This window comes from Mesobacillus selenatarsenatis SF-1 (assembly GCF_000813125.1).
In the GTDB taxonomy this organism is placed as follows: Bacteria; Bacillota; Bacilli; order Bacillales; family Cytobacillaceae; genus Mesobacillus; species Mesobacillus selenatarsenatis.
Window position 1 is genome coordinate 17,777 of sequence record NZ_BASE01000016.1, and the last position, 19,222, is coordinate 36,998.

Sequence of the window (19,222 nt, forward strand, 5' to 3'; positions counted from 1 at the left end):
ATTAAGCTTGTTTATGAGGTCACCGCAAGCAAAATTCATGCTTAGAAACCCTGCTGTTTCAATTGTTCCTCTTCAACAGCCATTTGTAAATCATACAATGTAATTAATCTTATATCATAATCGTTTGCTTCTTGATATTTTTTTGCTGTTTCATATATAAATTTTGGACTGCCTTCTTTTTCAGGATCATAAAGCAAGACCAACAGGTCGCTTTTTTCAATAAAAAATTGGTTCTTCAACCTGAATTGCCACGGTTTTTCGTAAGGCTTTTTAGTGATGGAATCAACATGGTCAGCTCCAGCAAGCACTGATTCATACCACTCCTTATTGGCTTCTTTCCAAGTTTCCTCCTGATTCAGGAAAGGAGTGAATACAGAAAGTTTAAGGTCGGGATATTCTTCCTGGAGCTCGAAAACTGCCTCGCCAGCCCATAATTCGACACCTAGCTGTCCGCTTATCATCACCCATTCCAGGCCTTCCTCAATTAAAGGAAGCAAGCTTTTTTTTATCGCAATTTTTATGTATTCTGCTGACGGATGATCATGCTGGAACACGCCAAGTTCAAAAGGTTTATAACCAGATATCGCAGCTACTTTTACCATATAATCTCCTTTGAAACCTTTGTTAATCAGGACTCCATATTGAAGGTATTCCCTAATAACAGTAATTATTACACATTAAAATCTTAAAAAAACAAGGGCTGCAGGAGCCCTTGTTGAAGTCATTTTATCGACCAAATCCTGGACCGCCAAATCCTGGTCCGCCAAATCCTGGACCGCCAAATCCCGGGCGCGGTCTCGGGCCAACTGGAGCCACTCCGCCTGGTACCGGACCAGGTCCGCCATAATGATTCTGGTGTGTCACCTGATTAACCGTGGACTGTGTCTGCGGGAAATAATGAACATGATCATAATTGATGTGGTTTACGTTTGTAGTATGTGTTGGATGAACATGCGGAACCACATTATTTGTAAAGTTATGGTTTGTACAGCACTTTGTAGGATGAACTACTGTTGGCAATACATGTGTCGGCTTGCAGTGCATAGTGCATAACTCCTTTCATTTAGACTTATTGTTTACATTATCAGCCTATGAAGAAGTGATGCGTCTTGTACTAATGAAAACACCTATTTTTCAAGAGAAATTGCAGTACAAGCACCTAGTGATTTAATTAAAATCACCTAAAATCATCAAATGAAATTCTTAGAGGAATGTGTAAAAGTTGTCCTTCAACCCGCTGAAAATAACAGCAATGAGGGTGATCACAACAAAATAGAGAACTAAAACCGCTTTATACATCAAACCAGCCCCGTAAAATTATATTGTTTTTAAAACACCATACAATTTTACATTTTACAACGTCGAAACCATACATACAACAGGATATTACAGGATTTAAAAGGATAAATGTTAAAATTTTGTTACAATTCAAGATTACTTGACGAAACCTAGTATAAAACTAGTTTATTTTGGCGAATTTTGCGCTTGCCCGGGAAATTCTTTTCGGGAAATCCTCTGTATCCTTTTTTCGAGCTCCTGGATAAAAATCATGTCTTTTTTTGTAGCACCCTTTTCTTCCTGATGAAGTTCCTGAGCGAGACGGCAATACTCTAGAGCCAATTCAAGCTTTTTTTCACGATGTTCGAAGTGTTTGGCCAGTTCGATACATGCCTCTTTACTCTGCATTTTAGTCCCGTTGGCTGCACTTTCTTTCCATAAAGCGACTGCCTTATCCCATTCTTTATTTTTTTTATGCTCAAAAGCAAGTGCATGCTTAGCTGAAATCTCATCTTCATTTCCACCGCCCAGAAGACCAGTGAATGCTTGCTTCGCTTTATCTGACTCACCAAGATAGGAAAACCAGCGTCCCACTTCGTAAGTTTCCCGTGATGTTCGGGTCTCGTCCCTTCCCAGAATCTGGAATGTTAAATGTGTATAGAGAGTCAATAATGACAGGATATCGGTTTCATTATGCTTAATAACACCCAGCAATCCTTCAGGGTTCTTCCTCTCAAGGAAGTCAAAATAAATCATTGGTGCCAAGAAGCCCGGAATGTCATCCTTCCTTTCAAGACCCAATATCTCCTGTTCCACTATGCTCAATTTCATCCGCTCGATCTTATGCTTCCATAATCTTCTCGCTGCATGATACAAATCAAAATGACCAAATGAAGGCAGCTTGGGCACATGGTCACGGACAAGGGTGTGCCTCGTTTTGACTTGTGGCCAATCGAATGCCTTGCCATTGTATGTAACTAATGTCGTGTAATCGGCATTCATCAAAAAGCTCTGGTAAAGAGCCACTTCTGCTCCCGGATTCGGCAGGATATGCTGTTTCAACTTCACTGTATCCCCTGATATGGACGCATGGCCAAGCAGGAAGATGGTGTTGCCAGCCCCTCCCCCAAGACCGGTTGTTTCGGTATCAAAAAACACCAGGTCCAAGGGGGTGTGGCCGGCTGCAGAGAGCGGATGCTTCGTCCCCTCCTTGTTCCAGAGCGAAACAGCCTCGAGCAAATCGCCGAATCGGTAATGCCCATGCTGGTGATCAAGCGGATAACTTACTTCCCTGACTAGACAATATTGTCCATCAAAATAGAAGGGGGAAACCTGTTCCTGCTCCCAGACCTCAAGAAACGGGATTTCTGGGGTTTTTTCAGCTTTGACCGGTTCGGCCTTTGGCTTATCGATCCCGCTTTTTATATGGGGTTTCAACCTGTTCAGTTTATTCTTGAGACTCATATTCCCCCTCCTTTCCTAAACAGTAGCTTTAAGGAATAAATCCAGTAATTTCACAACATCATTTTTAGAATGGATGGATGTAGTATCCGTTCCGATGCAAGACGGGCACCCATCGGAACACTGGCAATTCTTGACCATTTGTTTTGTTTGGTTCAGAATTTCTTCTATTCCTGAATAAATTTTTTCGCTTAATCCTATCCCCCCAGGGTAGCGATCATAAAAGAAGATGGTTGGCTTTTCATTATGTGCAGCCTTGACCTGAGGGACTACATGGACGTCAGATGGGTCGCACATCACGAATAACGGCGCAATATGCTTTAGTGCCTGAGAAGTCCCTATCAACCCTTCCTCAAGACGGTCATGGCCAAATTCGGATAACTCTTTGTTCAGTGATATCCATGATGAGCTTGTGTGAAGCTCCTCTTCCGGAAGATAAATCGGTCCAGAACCGATATTCTCATGGGTTTCAAACCTGATCTTCTTGAAAATCGTTGCCATTGCTCTAACGCTGACATCTCCAAAGCCGATTTCTGTTTCATCATTACCCCTGACCTTATCTTCCTCAAGAACGCTCAACTGAACAGCGAGATTGGCATCGGTAAAATAATCAACATCGACTTCACGGACATAAGCCTTTTTTTCCTCCCAATCAAGCTCTTCCACCTGGAATTGGATTCCTTGATGCAGATAAATCGCTTCTTCGTGCAGCAGCGTCATGGCTGAAAAAGTATCCATTTCTCCAATCACTCTGACATTGGCTACATCTGACTGGTCGATGATCACGACATTTTCCTGTGATGCCGAACGGAGGCTGATATTGTGTGCCGGGAATGCATCATTCATCCAGAACCATTTGTCTCCGTTTTGGTGAAGAATACGCTCCTCAGTCAAATATTCAAGTATCTCCTCAATTTCTGCAGCACCAAAAGTGTCTCCCTTTTTGAATGGCAATTCATAGGAAGCACACTTGATATGGTCGATCAGAATAATCAAATTATCAGGATTGATCCTTGCCGTTTCCGGACTGCGGTTGAAAAAGTAATCAGGATTCTGGATAACGTACTGATCCAGCGGACTGGAGCTGGCCACCATGATGACAACCGACTCCCCGTGGCGGCGTCCTGCCCGGCCTGCCTGCTGCCAGGCACTGGCAATCGTTCCAGGGTAACCGTTCATGATGCATACCTGAAGCTGGCCGATATCGACACCTAGTTCAAGAGCATTCGTGCTAACTACCCCATATATGTCACCTGAACGGAGGCCCTTTTCAATTTCGCGCCTTTCTGTCGGAAGGTAACCGCCCCGGTATCCTCTAATTGCTTTTGGTCCCAACTTGTGTTTGACCAAATCCTGAAGATAAGTAAGCAAGATTTCAACCCTCACCCTACTTCTTGCAAACACGATTGTCTGGATCTTATTTTTCAAAAACTCACCTGCGAGCCTTCTGGTTTCAAGTGTCGCACTCCTGCGGACATTCAGCGGGATATTGACAACTGGAGGATTATAAAATAAGAAGTGCTTCCGGCCTGAAGGTGCTCCATTATTATCGATCAGCACCATATCCTTTTCAGTCAGCCCCTCAGCCAGTTCCAACGGGTTCGCAATCGTCGCTGAAGTACAAATGAAAACGGGATCACTTCCATAATAATTGCAGATTCTCTTCAGTCTTCTAATGACATTTGCTACATGGCTGCCGAAAACTCCCCTGTAAATATGCAATTCGTCAATGACGACATACTTAAGATTCTCAAAAAGTGAAACCCATTTTGTATGGTGCGGCAATATCGCAGAATGGAGCATGTCCGGATTTGTAATAACGATATGCCCTGCCCTCCTAACCTTCTGACGGATATTGGAAGGAGTGTCCCCGTCATATGTATAGCTATTGATCGCCAGCTCCGCCTCCTGGATCAGCTCGTTGATCTCACTCTTTTGGTCCTGGGCCAGTGCTTTTGTAGGGAACATATACAGCGCTCTAGCATTCGGATCATTTATGATAGATTGAATTACTGGCAGGTTATAGCACAGTGTCTTTCCCGATGCAGTCGGTGTGACAGCCACAATGCTCTGCCCCTTCATGATTTGATCATATGAAGACTTTTGATGTGTATATAGGCGGGAAATTCCGCGTCTTTCTAATGCTCTTTTCAGAATCTCGCTTAATTCTTCTGGCATTTCTTCAGACTGTGCTTCTTTCTCATCAATCGTATGCCAGTGGACAATATTTCTCTTTACCGATTCACTAACCTTTAATTCTTGCAAAATCTCTTGCATGCTTTTCCGGACTTTCATAGCGTTCACCTCGTTATTCTTATTTTAGCGAATAAACGTTCGTTGCAAAAGATAAAAGTTCAATAAATCTAATTGCTATTTTTTGGCATACATCACTTGATATCCACAATTCAACCACCCTCGAAACAATCAGTTATGTCATTTAATACAACCTTTTGCTAAAATAGAGTGGACAAACAGCTAATAGAGGTGTTTCTTTTGGATAAAAATGAAATTAAAAGTGTCCTAGCCAGGTTTTCACTGTTCAGGGACCTTGAAGACCATGAACTTGAAAAGATTGTAGATATATCAATTTCACGAGAATGGAAAAAAAACAGCCATATTTTCATGCAGGGCGACCCGCTTGAAAATGTGTATTTTATTAATGAAGGAAAAGTGAAGATCTATAAAAGTGATGCCAATGGCCGGGAGCAAATAGTGGCTATTCTTAAAAAAGGAGAAATGTTCCCACACGTAGGTTTTTTCAGAAAAGGCGGGTATCCAGGTTATTCCGAAGTATTGGAGCAGGCAAGTCTTGTTGTCGTACCGATTTCGCAATTTGAGAAAGTTTTGGTTGATAACCCTCACTTAAGCATCAAGGTGTTCAAGGTACTTGGAGAAAAAATCGTTGACCTCCAAGAAAGGCTTGAAGCACAAATCCTGAACAACACATACGAACAGATCATAAAGCTTTTGATCAGGCTAGGTGAACTTCATGGAGAAAAACAGGAAGATGGCACGATTTTGTTAAAGGCTGATTTCACAAACAAAGACCTCGCCAGTATGATTGGGACGACCAGGGAAACGGTTAGTAGAACGCTGACCAAAATGAAAAAGGACGAACTTATTACGACTGATTCCAATGGGAACATGATATTAGACCCGGACGTATTGATGGATGAGCTTGTTTAATTTACTAGTAGATGGGCAAACCCTATAATCCTTTTACTATCAAAAAATTAAAAGAACCATAATAAAACGCCCGGAGCAAATTGCTTCGGGCGTTCCTATTTTTATTCAGTTTTGCTTAACCCCATCATTGTTTCCAAATCTTCCTGTGCAGTTGTGATCAACTTCAGGTTGAAGGTTTCCTGAAGAACTTCCATCACTCCGTCAGAAATGAATTCTGGCGGCTTAGGTCCAATGCGGATATCCTGGATGCCAAGACTGAACAAACCAAGCAGGATCGCTACAGCCTTTTGCTCGAACCAAGAAAGAACGATACTTACAGGCAACTCATTCACATCACAATCAAACGCATCAGCTAATGCCTTAGCGATTTTTACAGTAGAGACAGAGTTATTGCACTGGCCAAGATCCAAATATCTAGGGATGTTTGTTCCAGGAACCACACCATAATCTACATCATTGAAACGGAACTTTCCGCATGAAGTTGTCAGGATAACAGCTTCTGGAGGAAGCGATGTTGCTAGCTCACGATAGTATTCTCCGCCCTTTCCTGGTGCGTCGCAGCCAGCAATGACGAAGAAGCGCTTGATTTTACCAGACTTTACCGCATCGATAACTTCAGGCGCAAGCCCGATCACTGTTTCGTGGTGGAAGCCTGTCACTAATGTTTCTTCAGATTCCATATTTGCTTCAGGAAGCTCCAAAGCTTTTTCAATAAGCATTGTGAAATCATCATTTTCTATTTTTCTTACATTCTCTAGGCCTGTAACTTCATAAGTGAACATACGGTCGGCATATGAACCTTTGATTGGCATTACACAGTTTGTCGTAGCCAGGATTGCCCCTGGGAACTTTTCAAACAGGCGGCGCTGGTCGAACCAGGCTTTTCCAATGTTCCCCTTAAGGTGCGGGTACTTTTTCAATGCAGGATAACCATGGGCAGGAAGCATCTCGGAGTGAGTGTAGATGTTGATGCCTTTTCCTTCTGTTTGTTTAAGTAATTCTTCAAGCGCGAACAGATTATGTCCTGTTACAACGATACATTTTCCTTCAATCTTATTTTGGCTGACTTTTACCGGCTGAGGGATACCAAGGCGGCTCGTATGCGCTTCATCCAGAAGCTCCATCACGCGAACCGCTGATTGTCCAACTTTCATTGCCATATCGATATGTTCTTGTACATTAAAGTTAGAGTTAGTTAAAGTCATATATAATGCTTCATGGGTTGTTGCGTCAACAAAAGAATCAGTGAATCCAAGCTGGTTGGCATGCGTTCTATATGCTGCGATCCCTTTCAAAGCAAAGATCATTGTGTCCTGTAGACTTGCGATTGTTTCATCTTTTCCGCATACACCAACAACTGTACATCCTCCTGTTGGCGTTTGTTCACACTGGTAACAAAACATATGTGTATTCCCCTCTTCTGCGTTATTTACTGTAACAGCATACCGAGGATAAAATTCTGGTTATGTGACCTAAATCACACTAAAGGCATTTTTCACAAAGTGTTCAAAAATGTTAGGCGAAGTGATGACTTCTCTCTAAGGTAAAATTTACACATTCTTGAACAGGGACATTCATCCCGCCATAAGCTATTATAAGAAATTTCTGCAGAGGAGGATGTACATCGATGGCAACCAACCATCCTGACCGCCCAAAAAGGCATGAAGCCCTTGAACAATGGTTTAAATCCATGAACCAGCTGATGCAGGAAAAGCCAGTAAAAGGCATACTGCAAAGCATTGATGATTTTTTCAGACAGCCCTTTCCACATTCACACTTCAATGTTGAGGTGCATGAAACAGAAAAGGAATATATTGTGACAGCAGAATTGCCAGGAATTAAAAGAGACCAGATTTCAATTAATATTATCAATAACTCCCTGACAATACTGGTCGATCAAACTGACGTCACTTCGGAAATCAATGACATCGCCAAAACGGAGAGGCACATGGCTTCGACGCGGCGATTAAGCAGGACGATCCCCTTTTCAGTCCCTGTCAACGAGAGAAAGACCCGTGCTTCCTATCGCGACGGACTGCTTGAAATCAAAATCGCAAAAAAGCAAGGCAAAAAGATTGATATTTTAAGTGATCAAGAGTGATTTTCCGAATTCATGAAAACGAACAAAATAAACAAGCAGGCTGCCTAATGCCTGCTTGTTTTGTTTATCCTTTTGGACCCTATTTAATTAGACCTTAAACATTCCGCCGAGACCTTTGACGAGCGAAGATACCTGGGTCACGGCATTCATCATCTGTCCTGCAGTATCTACCATTTTATTGACATCCAAATTGCCATCCTGGCTTTTGAAAGAGTTCATTATGGACTGCAGGCCAGAAGGCTGCTTAGGCATGAACGCATATTGTGGATATGGGTTGAAGTTCTGATAATCCGCTTGTGGGTTATAGTACCCGTAGATTGGGTCTCCCTCAGGTTCAAGCGGGTTTTGGAAAAGCATCTTAGAATAGTCATTCTTGCTTCCAGCCATCGGGTTTGGCTGATTCCAATAAGGATTTCCTTGTTGCATATTTGGATTCATAGGGTTGCCCTGTTGCAGATATGGATTCACCGGGTTCTCCTGCTGCATATATTGGTGTTGCCAATTTCCTGGCATCGCATTCCAATATGGATTGTTATACTGTTGAGGGAGCGGTTGCTGCCGGTTCAAACCTTGGTTATTCCCATATAAAAAATTCGGATCGTGATTATATTGATATTCCCACCATTGTGGATGATTGGTATTGGTCTTATTCCTGCGGCCAAACATGGCGAACATCCTCCTCCAAGTTTTCATTACGATATTATATGTTATTGCCGCCCAGTTGGTGATAAGGCTGGAAGGTACTTCCGTTTTTGTCTAACGATGAAATATGTTGTCGGAAGTTTCAATTTTTGAAAAATAGATGACCATTCCAATTTCATGATACGATTATTTCAAATGATGGAGGAGGATGAAAAATGAACGTTCACGAACTAAAAAATCTATTTGCTGAGACAAAAGAATACACTCCGGAACATGTAAATGAATTGCTCGATTTTACTAAAAAATCGTACATTCAGAATGAAATTACCATTTTAGAATACCGGAACCTGGTTCGTGAGCTGGAATTGCAAGGAGCTTTCATTCCCGAGGATCAGAAAGAAATATCCATATAAAAAGATTGAAGCACCAGTTCTCTGGTGCTTCTTTACTTTCACTTCCTTGTTTTCTCGACGGCAATGATCATGCTGTTCAATATGAATTCAACTGACTGAATTTGATCAAGGAATCTTTTTTTGCTTGTTTCAGGAAAAAAAGCCTGGACAGAGATGACTTCCAAATAGTCCGCCGCTGTTTCAATTTGATTAGCATGAAGATTCTTTGGTCTATTTTCCCTAATCCATTGGCCTGCTGATTCTCTCCACGCATCTGATGCCAATTTCACCTCATCAGCGAATGGCTTAACTTCTGAATGAAAGTCACCCCTTACTCCCTCTTCCTTTGAAAGTTGAAATCGTTTATGAGCCGTTTCCACATCAACCAGCAGTTTTTTGGATAATGTAAGAATGTTATTTTCCATTTCCACTTTAATCACACTTTCTTTAAATCTATTTATTTTTTGTTCATGGTTATTATCTTTCTTTATGACCTTATACAAAAAAGTAGCCTTCTGTTAAGAAAGCTACTTTAAAGATGAATCCATTCTAATATAAATTAAAAACTCAATTCAAGTTTTAGAGAGGATTGCTCAGATTTTGCATGTAATTCAGATTTTATCAACTTAGGCAGCTTGCCTTCCATTCTATCTAAAAAAATGCCTGTTTCTCTTAACTGTGATGAATGTGTCAGGCACATCGTTTCCCGGACTTCCATTAAAGATTCATGCAGGTTGATATCCGTCTCTTCAAGGCTATGGGCCATATCAGTCAACATCCCTAAAATCTCTTCTTTTTCAATTCCTGGTCTCATCGGTCAATCTCTCCCAACTATAGTTATTTTAAGGTCTGTCAGTATGCACCCTGCTGAACGACAACGAATCCTCTATAAGGAAATATAGGAACTTAACTTGTAAATTCTACTTCTTGCTGAAACCTCCTTCACCGTTGACAAAACTAGAAGGAATTCGCCAAACAAAGTGCTTTTCAGCATCAATCTTTACAGCCTTCGACATTCAATTGCCGAATGAAAAAAACGCAAATGAACAAACTAATCTCGGGAGGTGTTCACATGAATAAAAAACAACAGAAAACCGCGCAGCAGCCTAATAAAACCGCTGAGAAGAAAACAGGGTATGGCGACAAAAAGCTGGAGGGACCAAACCGTCCAGCAGAGTGAGCCGTAAAGCGGAAGAGCCTCGATCAGCCGCAGCTAGACAAGCGACTCGAGGGGCTTGGTGCAGGAGCTGGTTTAAACAAAAAGCAAGGAGATCCCTTGCTTTTTTGTTTGGATCAATTTGAAGTGAATAATTCCTTCACCGATATCATCGCATGTAATTGTTTTTGCTTATTTTTGTACCATTCCGTCAAGTGAACAGGATGCTTATGGTTGAGTTCCTGGCTAAACCACTTTTTGTGAAATTTCCTCTCCTTATACCAGTCACCTTGTAGATGGAAATGATGCTGAATGATTGGATAGGTACAGCGAAGGAATGGCGTATCTCTTTTTTTATCGAAAGGAAAGTACTGTTCATAATCATGTCTTGAAGCAGTATGTTCTGTTTGGACCGCGAATTCCAGAAATAACGGATAATACCTGTGGTCAAATAATATTGACGCAAGTCGCTTTCCAAGGTTTATTCTTTTACTGACAGATTTAAATCCATTCACACTCGCCCCGTAGAGTTCTCCCTCACACGTTGGAAAAAGGACCGTACTAAAATGCAGATAATCTTCGAAGGAAAACATCAATGTGTTAAATACTCTCTTTTTATATACCGGATGCCTTATAACAGGATTATGGATCACATTCTGTTCATTGATGATCAAAGCTGTCATTAGCCTTTTTTTATCTCCCCGCTCCCAAAATACCTGCCATTCTTTTTCCATAAATGTTGATACATCAAGGAATTTCAGCAAGTGAAACATTGGTGTGCTTTTTTTCGTCGAATAAGAGTATAAAAGGAGCTGCGAAAAGGCATCGCGGAATATCAGCCAATTGGCTCTTTCATATGTGAGGAACAACCGCTGGCGTATTGGGGGATCGAGCATCTTGGGGAACCAATCTCCCTCAAGGTCGCACATATTATAGCCGCCATTCCTTGAAACCATGCTGGCCAGGAACGCCCAAATCATTTCGGGATATTCCAGATAAAAATTAAGATACGCTCTAGTTCTTGAGATGTTGTCCAAATTCAGGTCGTCAGTTTCCAGCCTTATTTTTTGTATGATCTCGGCTTCATGGTCAGACAGCAGATGAAATTGAGGATTTTGGGTTATTGACACACCTTTTCTCTTCCTTTTCTATAGGTTCTTTATAGGGTGAATTGAAATGAGGCTTTTTATTCAACCAAAAACCGTTGATATTTGGTATGATATAGAGTAGTCTGCGAGGTGGTCAGCTTGATATTCAATTATCCAAATGGGAAGAAATATACGCCAAATACAAATAAAGAGCCAGCAAAAAAAGCCAGGGTGCAAAAAAATGCAGCTTATAGTAATAGAGGAATGACATTGGAGGAGGACTTGAATGATACAAACTCCTACTATGTTGACCGGGGAATAGCAGTCATCCATAAAAAACCGACACCCGTTCAAATCGTTAATGTGGATTATCCCCGCAGGAGTGCAGCTGTTATAAAAGAGGCATACTTTAAGCAAGCTTCTACTACAGACTATAATGGAGTTTACAAGGGAAGGTACATTGATTTTGAAGCTAAAGAGACTAAATTTTCAACTTCGTTCCCGTTGAAAAACTTCCATGAACATCAGATTATCCATATGAAAGCTGTGCTTGTGCAAGGAGGAATATGTTTCGTCATCCTCCGGTTCTCCTCGGAAGAAGAGATATACTTGCTGGAAGCGAGCCATTTGCTGACTTTCTGGGAAAGAATGAAAAATGGCGGCAGGAAGTCGATCACAAAGGAAGAAGTCATTGAATTCGGCCAACAGATACCCCTTGGCCTCCACCCAAGGATTGACTATATAAAAGTTATCGATTATCTTTATAAACTTAGTTAGTTTTTTTATTGCGAGAAAGGAATGAACTATAAATGGCACAAAAACCTCAAACTAGAGAGGAGCGCCGAAGACAACAGGCAGCCAAGACTAAGAAAACAAAAGGCAAGAAAGCGAATAAAGGAATGTTCAAGAAAATTTTCCTTACGCTGATTGCCCTTGGCATCATCGGCATGTTGACCGGAATCGCTACCTTCGCATTCATGATACAGGATACACCAAAACTTGATGAGTCCTTGCTCAAAGACCCTATATCTTCTAAGATCTATGATAAAGATAAAAAGCTCGTAACAGAAGTAGGCTCGCAGAACCGGGATTATGTAGCATATGAGGATATACCAAAACTAGTGGAAAATGCCTTTTTAGCTACAGAGGATGTAAGATTCTATAAACATAATGGTATAGACGTCATCCGTCTTGGAGGAGCCGTTATAGCAAATATAACTGACGGCTTTGGATCCGAAGGTGCCTCCACCATTACGCAGCAAGTTGTCAAAAACTACTTCCTTGGCTTTGAAAAAACGATCTCAAGGAAAGCACAAGAAGCATGGCTGGCTTACCAGCTTGAACAAAAGTATACAAAGCAGCAAATCTTTGAAATGTATGTAAATAAAATTTATATGTCAGAAAATATGCACGGTGTCCTGACTGCATCAAAAACCTATTTTGGAAAAGATGATTTAAGTGAGCTTGAGCTTCATGAAGCCGCCCTGCTTGCAGGTATGCCTCAGAGCCCTAATAATTACAATCCTTTTACGAACCCTGAAAAAGCGGAGAAGCGAAGGAACACTGTATTATATCTGATGCATCAGCATGGCATCATTTCACAGGAAGAAAAAGAAAATGCACAAAAGATTCCTGTTGAATCCAGCCTTGTTAAGGAAGAAAACAGAAAGAATAAGAACGAAGAACCATTCGATGCCTTTGTTGACATGGTAATCGAGGAAGTTACAGAAAAAACCGATTTTGATATTTTTTCCGATGGACTTGAAATTTATACAACATTAGATCAAAATGCACAGAAACATGTGGAGAATATCCTGAATACAGATGCAGCTGTTCAATTCCCTAATGATGAAATGCAGGCAGGCATCACACTGCTTGATACGAAAACCGGGGAAATACGGGCGATTGGCGGCGGCCGGAACCAGCAAGTCAAGCGAGGCTTGAACTACGCAATTGATGTAACGAGACAGCCTGGGTCTACGATTAAGCCCATCCTTGACTATGGTCCTGCAATCGAGCATTTGCGCTGGGGCACCTACCATATGCTTGAAGATAAGCCTATGACCTATTCAAACGGGGATCCTATCGGAAACTGGAACGATAAGTATAACGGTATAATGACTATGAGAACTGCCCTGGCAAAATCGATCAACATCCCTGCCCTTCAGGCCTTCCAGGCTGTAGGTAATGATAAAGCGAGGGAATTCGGGATGAAGCTGGGATTAACACTAGACGATCCTTTTTATGAATCAGCTGCAATCGGTGCTAAAGAAATTGCGCCAATTGAAATGGCCGGAGCATATGCAGCATTTGGTAACAACGGTTTCTTTACAGAGCCGTACTCAGTCAAAAAGGTTGTACTACGGGACAAGACAGAAATTGATCTGACACCTGAGACAGAAGTGGTCATGAAAGATTATACCGCCTTCATGATTTCCGATATGCTGAAGACGGCGATCAAGCAAGGTACAGGAGCAACTTACGCAAACATTCCAAACCTTCACGTTGCCGGAAAAACAGGAACAACGAACTACACGGCGGAAGATATCAAAAAATGGGGAATTAAAAATGGTGGTGTCCCTGATTCCTGGTTTGTAGGCTATACAACAAGATATACAGCATCCGTCTGGACTGGTTATAGCGACAGAAAGACGGCACTGTACGGTAATGAACAAAAAATATCACAGACTCTGTTCAAGAATCTGATGACCTATGTATCTAAAGACGTAGATACACCTGACTTTACTGTTCCAAAGAGTGTTGAAAGAGTTAAAATCGAAAAAGGTACCATGCCTGCAAAGCTTGCAAGTGAATATACTCCAAAGGATGAAATCCTTTACGAGTGGGCTGTAAAGGGCAATGTTCCTAAGGAAACTTCCAAGAAGTTTGAAAAGCTTGAAACTCCTTCAAAGCTTGAAGCAAAATACGATGAATCGAAAAATGAAATCATCCTGAGCTGGGAATTCAATCAGGAGAATAAAGAGGATATCCAATTCGAGGTTACCGCTTCCCTTGATGAAGGTCCTGAGCAAACACTGACCACTACCGCAGAGACAGGCTTGAAAATCGCCAATGCAGTTCCAGGCGGAATTTATTCTTTCAAAGTCACAGCTATACGTGGTGAACAGCGTTCTGATCCAGCCACCCTTAAAGTCGAAGTTCCAGAACCACTCCTGCCAGAACCAGAAGATGGCGAGAGTGAAAATGAAGAAGAAGAGAATGAAGAAGGAAATGAAGATGGCCAAGGGAATGGGAATGGGAATGGGAACGGAAATGGAAATGGTGACGGCGACTGAAATAATAATGGGAACAACAATGGTGATGGGGATGACGACTAATCTCCCTTCCAGAAGCAAAAAGCGCAAGCGCCTTGACCAGCCCCGATAAGCGCTGGAGGGCCGACCGGTGAAGTCGTTCTTTGACTTCATTGGGCGGACCGAAGCGACTCGAGGGGCTAGGCGCTGGAGCTGGATTAAGAAAATCATATATAGTTATCCACAACGAAATTGTTTTAAAATTTCCTAGACAACGATAAAAAACAAAACGTCCTGACTCAATCAGGACGTTTGTTTTTTGCTCTATTTAAGGCCACTTGTTTAGCGAACTGCTTTTCCTGCTCAGCGAATAATTCAGCAAGTTGTTTATAAGAATGAAAAAGTTTGGGTCTTGATACGATAAAATCAAGCCTTTCCTCTACATTCACCGGCTTAATCTTACAATCTTTAACACAATACTTATCCGGACTCAGGCTATTTGAAATAATAAGGAATTGTTCAAATAATTCTATCGCCCTCTTCATCAATGGCAATGCCCTATCGCTATCTCTGTTCTTGAAGTGGATATCTAGTTCATCCTTGCACTGTCCCCATTCACTGAGGACCCTCTCCACTGCTTGTACATAATCCTGAAAGGAAATATCTGTTCTTTCCATTACGCTTTGGCTCTCATTCTTTTTTTACCCTCTCTGCATACATCCAGTAAAGGACATGTTTCACACTTGGGATTCTGGGCTTTACAATGGTATCGTCCAAAGAAAATCATCCTGTGATGCGTAATGGACCATTCTTCCTCAGGAACCTTTCTCATCAATGTCTTCTCAACCTCAAGAACTGAATCCTTCCAGCGGCAAAAAGCCAGGCGTTTGCTGACCCGCTCCACATGGGTATCAACTGCAATGGCAGGTATCCCGAAAGCGACAGAAACCACGACATTGGCTGTTTTACGCCCAACGCCAGGAAGCTTCGTCAATTCATCCCTGTCCCGTGGAACCTCACCGCCATATTCATCAATAATCATCCTGGAAAGCTTTTGGATGTTTTTCGCTTTATTGCGATATAATCCAATTGACCGGATGTCCTCCTGCAGTTCTTCCAATGAAACACTCAAAAAATCCTCAGGACTTTTGTGTTTTTGGAATAAGTTTTTGGTCACCTTATTCACCAGGGCATCAGTGCACTGAGCAGATAGGGCGACTGCAATGACCAGTTCAAAAGGATTAGAGTGAACCAGCTCGCAATGGGCATTAGGAAACATCCTTCCCATTTCATCAAGGCAAAACCGAATTTGCTGTTTATTTAACATTTATCTCACCACATTTCTAAATTTACGATTTACTATTTAAAAGACATCACGCCTCGAAAAATGCCTAAAAAAAGAGAGAATAAATGAATTCTCTCGTTACAATTACTGTTCAAGCCAGTTATAAAATGGAACAGGATTTGCAGAAACTTTAGGTTCTTCTTTTCCTGTCTTTTGAGCACTCTGGTGCTGCCTGAATTTCCTTCCATAACTTTTAGCTTGTTCGATCGTCTTGATCCCATTCTTCTTCCATTCAAAAAGAATCCGGTCTATGTACCGAAAATTCAATTTGCCAGAAATGACAGCTTCTCTTAATGCAGCTTTAATGATGATGGGGTCATGGTGATCATCATCCATCCACATTGCCAGTGACTCACATTCAAAGGGTGATAACGGCCGGCCGAATTCCCTTTCGAACGCTGTATATAAATCCGTTTCTTCCTTCTGGTTGGCCATCTCTTTTTCCTGTTTCCGGTTGAGCATAAACTGATCAAACAGCTTTTCCCAAAGCGGTTCCAGGGAATATTTTTCATATCTGATTCCGTCCGTGGAATTCCCGTCACTTATCGATATAAACCCTCTTTGAATCAGTGCTCGGAGCAAATCTGTACATTCGAAAGCCGATATCGTCATGCGGGCTGCAAGTTCGGTAGGCGTAGGAAATTCATTTCCTTTTTCAGAAAAATAGAATACATGAAGTAATAATGCTAATTCTTGTTCGTTCAATCTCATTTCTTTGTACTGCGTAAGCAATACAGCAGGAATTGTTACATTCCCCTCTTTCAGCCAATCTAACATATCTGCTTTTTTCATTCCGGACACCTCTTTTCATAGTATAGCATGAACAAGGCCGGCTGGTAATAAAATAGAAAAAGATTAAAAAGGGAAATAAGTCGAAAAATATCGATAAAGAAAACTTTATCAGACAACATAAAACAAGCTTCCCTAAAATACAACAAGGCCCGCAATGTACGGGCCATGTTGAATTTTATACGTATAGACGGTTCAGCAAACGTGGGAATGGAATCGGCTCGCGGACGTACTCTACTCCCCTGATTCCTCGTTACTGTTCTTTCAAGACCAAGCCGGAGCCCAAGTGCAGGACTCTGATGATTTAAGCCTTGCTTTCGACAAATTGATGAATTCTGCTGATTGCTTCCTCCAACTGTTCAAGGGATGTAGCGTATGACAGACGCATATAGTCTGGAGCTCCAAAACCAGAGCCAGGAACTACCGCAACATTCGCTTCTGTCAGCAATACTTCTGCAAACTCATCCACATCCTTGCAGCCCGTCATAAGAGCCGCTTCTTTTACATTTGGGAACAGGTAAAATGCTCCCTGAGGTTTTATACAGCTGATTCCTGGTATTTCATTCAGCTTGCCGTGGATGATTTCAAGTCTTTCCTCAAAAGCCTTACGCATTGTTTCTACCGCATCCTGGGACCCTGCGTAAGCTGCAATCGTTGCATACTGGGCAGGAGTCGTTGGATTTGACGTGCTATGGCTTGCCAGGTCAGTCATTGCCTTGATAATTTTACTGTCACCAGCTGCATAACCGATTCTCCAGCCTGTCATTGAATGGGACTTGGAAACGCCATTGATGATGACCGTCTGCTTTTTAAGCTCTTCTGAGAGTTCAGCAATTGAGATATGCTCAGCATTTCCATAAATTAATTTTTCATAAATCTCATCAGAGATGATCAGGAGTCCATTCTCAAGACATACATCACCAAGAGCCTTCAATTCCTCTCTGGAATATACCATTCCGGTAGGATTGCTCGGGGAATTGATGATGACCGCCTTTGTCTTGTCGGTGACCTTTTCCTTTAGTTGTTCAGGAGTGATCTTGAAGTTGTTCTGTTCAAGCCCTTCCACGTAGACCGGATTTCCTCCTGCAAGCTTCACCTGCTCAGGATAGCTGACCCAATAAGGAATCGGAATGATCACTTCGTCACCTTCATCAAGAAGCACTTGGAACAGGGTGTACAAACCATGCTTAGCGCCACTTGTTACGATGATTTCATTCAACTGATATTCAAGCCCTTGATCAACTTTTAACTTCGCTGCAATCTCCTTTTTCAACTCCGGCAGACCGCCAGATGGTGTGTACTTAGTGAACCCCTCATTCATGGACTTAACAGCAGCATCAATAATATGTTGCGGTGTATTGAAGTCAGGTTCACCCGCTCCTAGTCCAATCACGTCTTTCCCTTGCGCTTTCAATTCTTTTGCTTTTGCGGTAATTGCCAAAGTTGATGAAGGAGTGAGTGCTCCCACTCTGCTGGCTAATTGGATCTCCATCCCTTTACCTCCTATTTTTGCATGTGGCTATTATTGAATATTTAATAATATCATATTGTCCAACAACTTCTTGAATCAAAAATTTGCCTAATGAAATCACAAATTATCAATGGCTCTCAGTTTCTCACCTGTATCAAAATCGACATAATAATAATTTATCGTGTCGTTGTTGTTTCGGTAAAAAATTTCCCATGCCGGCCTGTCCGTCTTTTGGATTCTGGCCATACCGAGCCTTACTTCAATAATTTCATTCGGATTTTTTTCCTGATATAGTTTATTTAAAGCTTCTTTTTTCGTGATACCATTTTTCGTATTTCTCGTGATAACTTCGCTGTTTTTTTCATTGATCCAAACATAAACATCTTCCTGTTTGGCATTTTTCCCCGTCATCACATAGTAAGTTTCTTCGCCACTATACAAACTGAAGTTTGTAAAATCTGAAAGGTTAGTTTCTTCTGATGCAATTTGGACAGCCTCTTTTTCTGCTGCCTTCACTGGCTCAACCGCGTTTAAGTATACATTTACCAGAATCCCCACAATTGTAACAACAATGAGGATGCTGAAAAATAGCCATTTTTTCACATGTATCCCCTTCTTTATGTATGCTCAATGCACTGCTTTTACATATATTAATCAATACAGCAGCTTAATTAATCAAGTGCGATAAATGGTAAAAATCGCTTTTTCTTTATCATCCTGATCCAGTGCAAGACCGAACATGAGGTCATCACGCTTCAAAGTCCTGTTTAGTGCATCTACAATTTTATACAAATCAGGACTATTCTGGACCTTTACTGTCGATACTACTTCAATTTTGCTTTCCATGCCCGCTTCCTCTCCTCTCACACAATTTTTGTCATTTATATATGAGCGTTCAGCTGGCAACAATACAATTAACACCACCCATTATATCAGGAGATGGTCCTCACTGGTAAGAGTATTGCTGACACACAAAAAACTTTTCTAGTCCAAACACTAAAAATGGCTGCGCAGATTATGCGCAGTTTTTTCTTTAGCCCGTTTTATGATTTTCTGTAC

20 protein-coding genes are annotated in these 19,222 nt (G+C 41.6%); 5 read left to right on the forward strand and 15 right to left on the reverse strand.

Features of this window, described 5'->3' with window-relative positions:
• Positions 1–41: 41 nt before the first annotated feature.
• The 4 genes from TY49_RS03520 to TY49_RS03530 all read right to left on the reverse strand — a co-directional run bounded on the left by TY49_RS03520 (position 42) and on the right by TY49_RS03530 (position 5,034).
• On the reverse strand, positions 42–602 hold the full coding sequence (locus TY49_RS03520) for an SLOG family protein (protein WP_041964524.1): 561 nt from the start codon (positions 600–602) through the stop codon (positions 42–44).
• Positions 603–726: 124 nt separating this feature from the next.
• Positions 727–1,044, reverse strand: coding sequence for a CotD family spore coat protein (locus TY49_RS24110; protein ID WP_084135366.1), 318 nt, complete (start codon positions 1,042–1,044; stop codon positions 727–729).
• Positions 1,045–1,464: 420 nt separating this feature from the next.
• The gene (locus TY49_RS03525; RefSeq protein ID WP_041964525.1) at positions 1,465–2,742 is read right to left on the reverse strand and encodes a ribonuclease H-like domain-containing protein; all 1,278 of its coding nucleotides are present in this window, start codon (positions 2,740–2,742) and stop codon (positions 1,465–1,467) included.
• 15 nt (positions 2,743–2,757) lie between these two features.
• Positions 2,758–5,034: a DEAD/DEAH box helicase gene (locus TY49_RS03530; RefSeq protein WP_041964526.1), complete on the reverse strand. Its 2,277-nt coding sequence runs from the start codon at positions 5,032–5,034 to the stop codon at positions 2,758–2,760.
• A 198-nt stretch (positions 5,035–5,232) separates the two neighbouring features.
• On the opposite strand from TY49_RS03530, the gene TY49_RS03535 reads away from it, so the two are divergent.
• Positions 5,233–5,925 carry a Crp/Fnr family transcriptional regulator gene (locus TY49_RS03535; RefSeq protein WP_041964527.1) on the forward strand — a complete coding sequence of 231 codons (693 nt, stop codon included), beginning with the start codon at positions 5,233–5,235 and terminating at the stop codon, positions 5,923–5,925.
• A gap of 101 nt (positions 5,926–6,026) precedes the next feature.
• Here TY49_RS03535 and hcp read toward each other — a convergent pair whose 3' ends face one another.
• The gene (hcp, locus tag TY49_RS03540; protein WP_041964528.1) at positions 6,027–7,328 is read right to left on the reverse strand and encodes a hydroxylamine reductase; all 1,302 of its coding nucleotides are present in this window, start codon (positions 7,326–7,328) and stop codon (positions 6,027–6,029) included.
• A gap of 224 nt (positions 7,329–7,552) precedes the next feature.
• Between hcp and TY49_RS03545 the strand changes: the two genes are divergently transcribed.
• The gene (locus tag TY49_RS03545; protein ID WP_041964529.1) at positions 7,553–8,026 is read left to right on the forward strand and encodes an Hsp20/alpha crystallin family protein; all 474 of its coding nucleotides are present in this window, start codon (positions 7,553–7,555) and stop codon (positions 8,024–8,026) included.
• Between the two features lie 87 nt (positions 8,027–8,113).
• Here TY49_RS03545 and TY49_RS25170 read toward each other — a convergent pair whose 3' ends face one another.
• Complete coding sequence (locus TY49_RS25170) at positions 8,114–8,692, reverse strand: YppG family protein (RefSeq protein WP_052442076.1); 579 nt, start codon at positions 8,690–8,692, stop codon at positions 8,114–8,116.
• A 191-nt stretch (positions 8,693–8,883) separates the two neighbouring features.
• On the opposite strand from TY49_RS25170, the gene TY49_RS03555 reads away from it, so the two are divergent.
• Positions 8,884–9,081 (forward strand): YppF family protein, encoded by a 198-nt coding sequence (locus TY49_RS03555; protein ID WP_041964530.1) that lies wholly within the window; start codon positions 8,884–8,886, stop codon positions 9,079–9,081.
• A 38-nt stretch (positions 9,082–9,119) separates the two neighbouring features.
• On the opposite strand, the gene TY49_RS03560 is transcribed toward TY49_RS03555, so the two are convergent.
• The 3 genes from TY49_RS03560 to TY49_RS03570 form a co-directional block, all read right to left on the reverse strand.
• Positions 9,120–9,563 carry a YppE family protein gene (locus TY49_RS03560; RefSeq protein ID WP_052442077.1) on the reverse strand — a complete coding sequence of 148 codons (444 nt, stop codon included), beginning with the start codon at positions 9,561–9,563 and terminating at the stop codon, positions 9,120–9,122.
• A 56-nt stretch (positions 9,564–9,619) separates the two neighbouring features.
• On the reverse strand, positions 9,620–9,874 hold the full coding sequence (locus tag TY49_RS03565; RefSeq protein ID WP_041964531.1) for a hypothetical protein: 255 nt from the start codon (positions 9,872–9,874) through the stop codon (positions 9,620–9,622).
• 479 nt (positions 9,875–10,353) lie between these two features.
• Positions 10,354–11,340 carry a DUF2515 domain-containing protein gene (locus TY49_RS03570; protein WP_041964551.1) on the reverse strand — a complete coding sequence of 329 codons (987 nt, stop codon included), beginning with the start codon at positions 11,338–11,340 and terminating at the stop codon, positions 10,354–10,356.
• A gap of 123 nt (positions 11,341–11,463) precedes the next feature.
• Here TY49_RS03570 and recU point away from each other — a divergent pair, with 123 nt between their 5' ends.
• Both recU and TY49_RS03580 read left to right on the forward strand, forming a co-directional pair.
• Positions 11,464–12,081, forward strand: a complete 618-nt coding sequence (recU, locus tag TY49_RS03575; protein ID WP_041964532.1) for a Holliday junction resolvase RecU — start codon at positions 11,464–11,466, stop codon at positions 12,079–12,081.
• A gap of 32 nt (positions 12,082–12,113) precedes the next feature.
• Positions 12,114–14,600, forward strand: coding sequence for a penicillin-binding protein 1A (locus TY49_RS03580; RefSeq protein ID WP_041964533.1), 2,487 nt, complete (start codon positions 12,114–12,116; stop codon positions 14,598–14,600).
• Between the two features lie 257 nt (positions 14,601–14,857).
• Here the strand turns inward: TY49_RS03580 and TY49_RS03585 are convergent, their stop codons facing one another.
• The 6 genes from TY49_RS03585 to TY49_RS24115 form a co-directional block, all read right to left on the reverse strand.
• The gene (locus TY49_RS03585; RefSeq protein ID WP_052442078.1) at positions 14,858–15,235 is read right to left on the reverse strand and encodes a YpoC family protein; all 378 of its coding nucleotides are present in this window, start codon (positions 15,233–15,235) and stop codon (positions 14,858–14,860) included.
• Positions 15,235–15,885, reverse strand: a complete 651-nt coding sequence (gene nth / locus TY49_RS03590) for an endonuclease III (protein WP_041964534.1) — start codon at positions 15,883–15,885, stop codon at positions 15,235–15,237. The genes TY49_RS03585 and nth overlap by 1 nt, the downstream gene beginning before the upstream one ends.
• 102 nt (positions 15,886–15,987) lie before the next feature.
• Positions 15,988–16,695, reverse strand: coding sequence for a DnaD domain-containing protein (locus TY49_RS03595; RefSeq protein WP_041964535.1), 708 nt, complete (start codon positions 16,693–16,695; stop codon positions 15,988–15,990).
• A gap of 301 nt (positions 16,696–16,996) precedes the next feature.
• Positions 16,997–18,178, reverse strand: a complete 1,182-nt coding sequence (locus TY49_RS03600; RefSeq protein ID WP_041964553.1) for a pyridoxal phosphate-dependent aminotransferase — start codon at positions 18,176–18,178, stop codon at positions 16,997–16,999.
• Between the two features lie 102 nt (positions 18,179–18,280).
• Entirely contained in the window at positions 18,281–18,766 is a 486-nt protein-coding gene (locus TY49_RS03605) for a cell wall elongation regulator TseB-like domain-containing protein (RefSeq protein ID WP_041964536.1), read from the reverse strand.
• A gap of 72 nt (positions 18,767–18,838) precedes the next feature.
• Positions 18,839–19,009: a YpmA family protein gene (locus TY49_RS24115; protein WP_084135367.1), complete on the reverse strand. Its 171-nt coding sequence runs from the start codon at positions 19,007–19,009 to the stop codon at positions 18,839–18,841.
• Positions 19,010–19,222: the final 213 nt, after the last annotated feature.

Excerpts from the sequence above, each read along its gene's own strand:
- TY49_RS03520 (WP_041964524.1), bottom strand. The coding sequence starts at position 602 with ATGGTAAAAGTAGCTGCGATATCTGGTTATAAACCTTTTGAACTTGGC.
- TY49_RS24110 (WP_084135366.1), bottom strand. The coding sequence starts at position 1,044 with ATGCACTGCAAGCCGACACATGTATTGCCAACAGTAGTTCATCCTACA.
- TY49_RS03525 (WP_041964525.1), bottom strand. The coding sequence starts at position 2,742 with ATGAGTCTCAAGAATAAACTGAACAGGTTGAAACCCCATATAAAAAGC.
- TY49_RS03530 (WP_041964526.1), bottom strand. The coding sequence starts at position 5,034 with ATGAAAGTCCGGAAAAGCATGCAAGAGATTTTGCAAGAATTAAAGGTT.
- hcp (WP_041964528.1), bottom strand. The coding sequence starts at position 7,328 with ATGTTTTGTTACCAGTGTGAACAAACGCCAACAGGAGGATGTACAGTT.
- TY49_RS03545 (WP_041964529.1), top strand. The coding sequence starts at position 7,553 with ATGGCAACCAACCATCCTGACCGCCCAAAAAGGCATGAAGCCCTTGAA.
- TY49_RS25170 (WP_052442076.1), bottom strand. The coding sequence starts at position 8,692 with ATGTTTGGCCGCAGGAATAAGACCAATACCAATCATCCACAATGGTGG.
- TY49_RS03555 (WP_041964530.1), top strand. The coding sequence starts at position 8,884 with ATGAACGTTCACGAACTAAAAAATCTATTTGCTGAGACAAAAGAATAC.
- TY49_RS03565 (WP_041964531.1), bottom strand. The coding sequence starts at position 9,874 with ATGAGACCAGGAATTGAAAAAGAAGAGATTTTAGGGATGTTGACTGAT.
- TY49_RS03580 (WP_041964533.1), top strand. The coding sequence starts at position 12,114 with ATGGCACAAAAACCTCAAACTAGAGAGGAGCGCCGAAGACAACAGGCA.
- TY49_RS03585 (WP_052442078.1), bottom strand. The coding sequence starts at position 15,235 with ATGGAAAGAACAGATATTTCCTTTCAGGATTATGTACAAGCAGTGGAG.
- nth (WP_041964534.1), bottom strand. The coding sequence starts at position 15,885 with ATGTTAAATAAACAGCAAATTCGGTTTTGCCTTGATGAAATGGGAAGG.
- TY49_RS03595 (WP_041964535.1), bottom strand. The coding sequence starts at position 16,695 with ATGAAAAAAGCAGATATGTTAGATTGGCTGAAAGAGGGGAATGTAACA.
- TY49_RS24115 (WP_084135367.1), bottom strand. The coding sequence starts at position 19,009 with ATGGAAAGCAAAATTGAAGTAGTATCGACAGTAAAGGTCCAGAATAGT.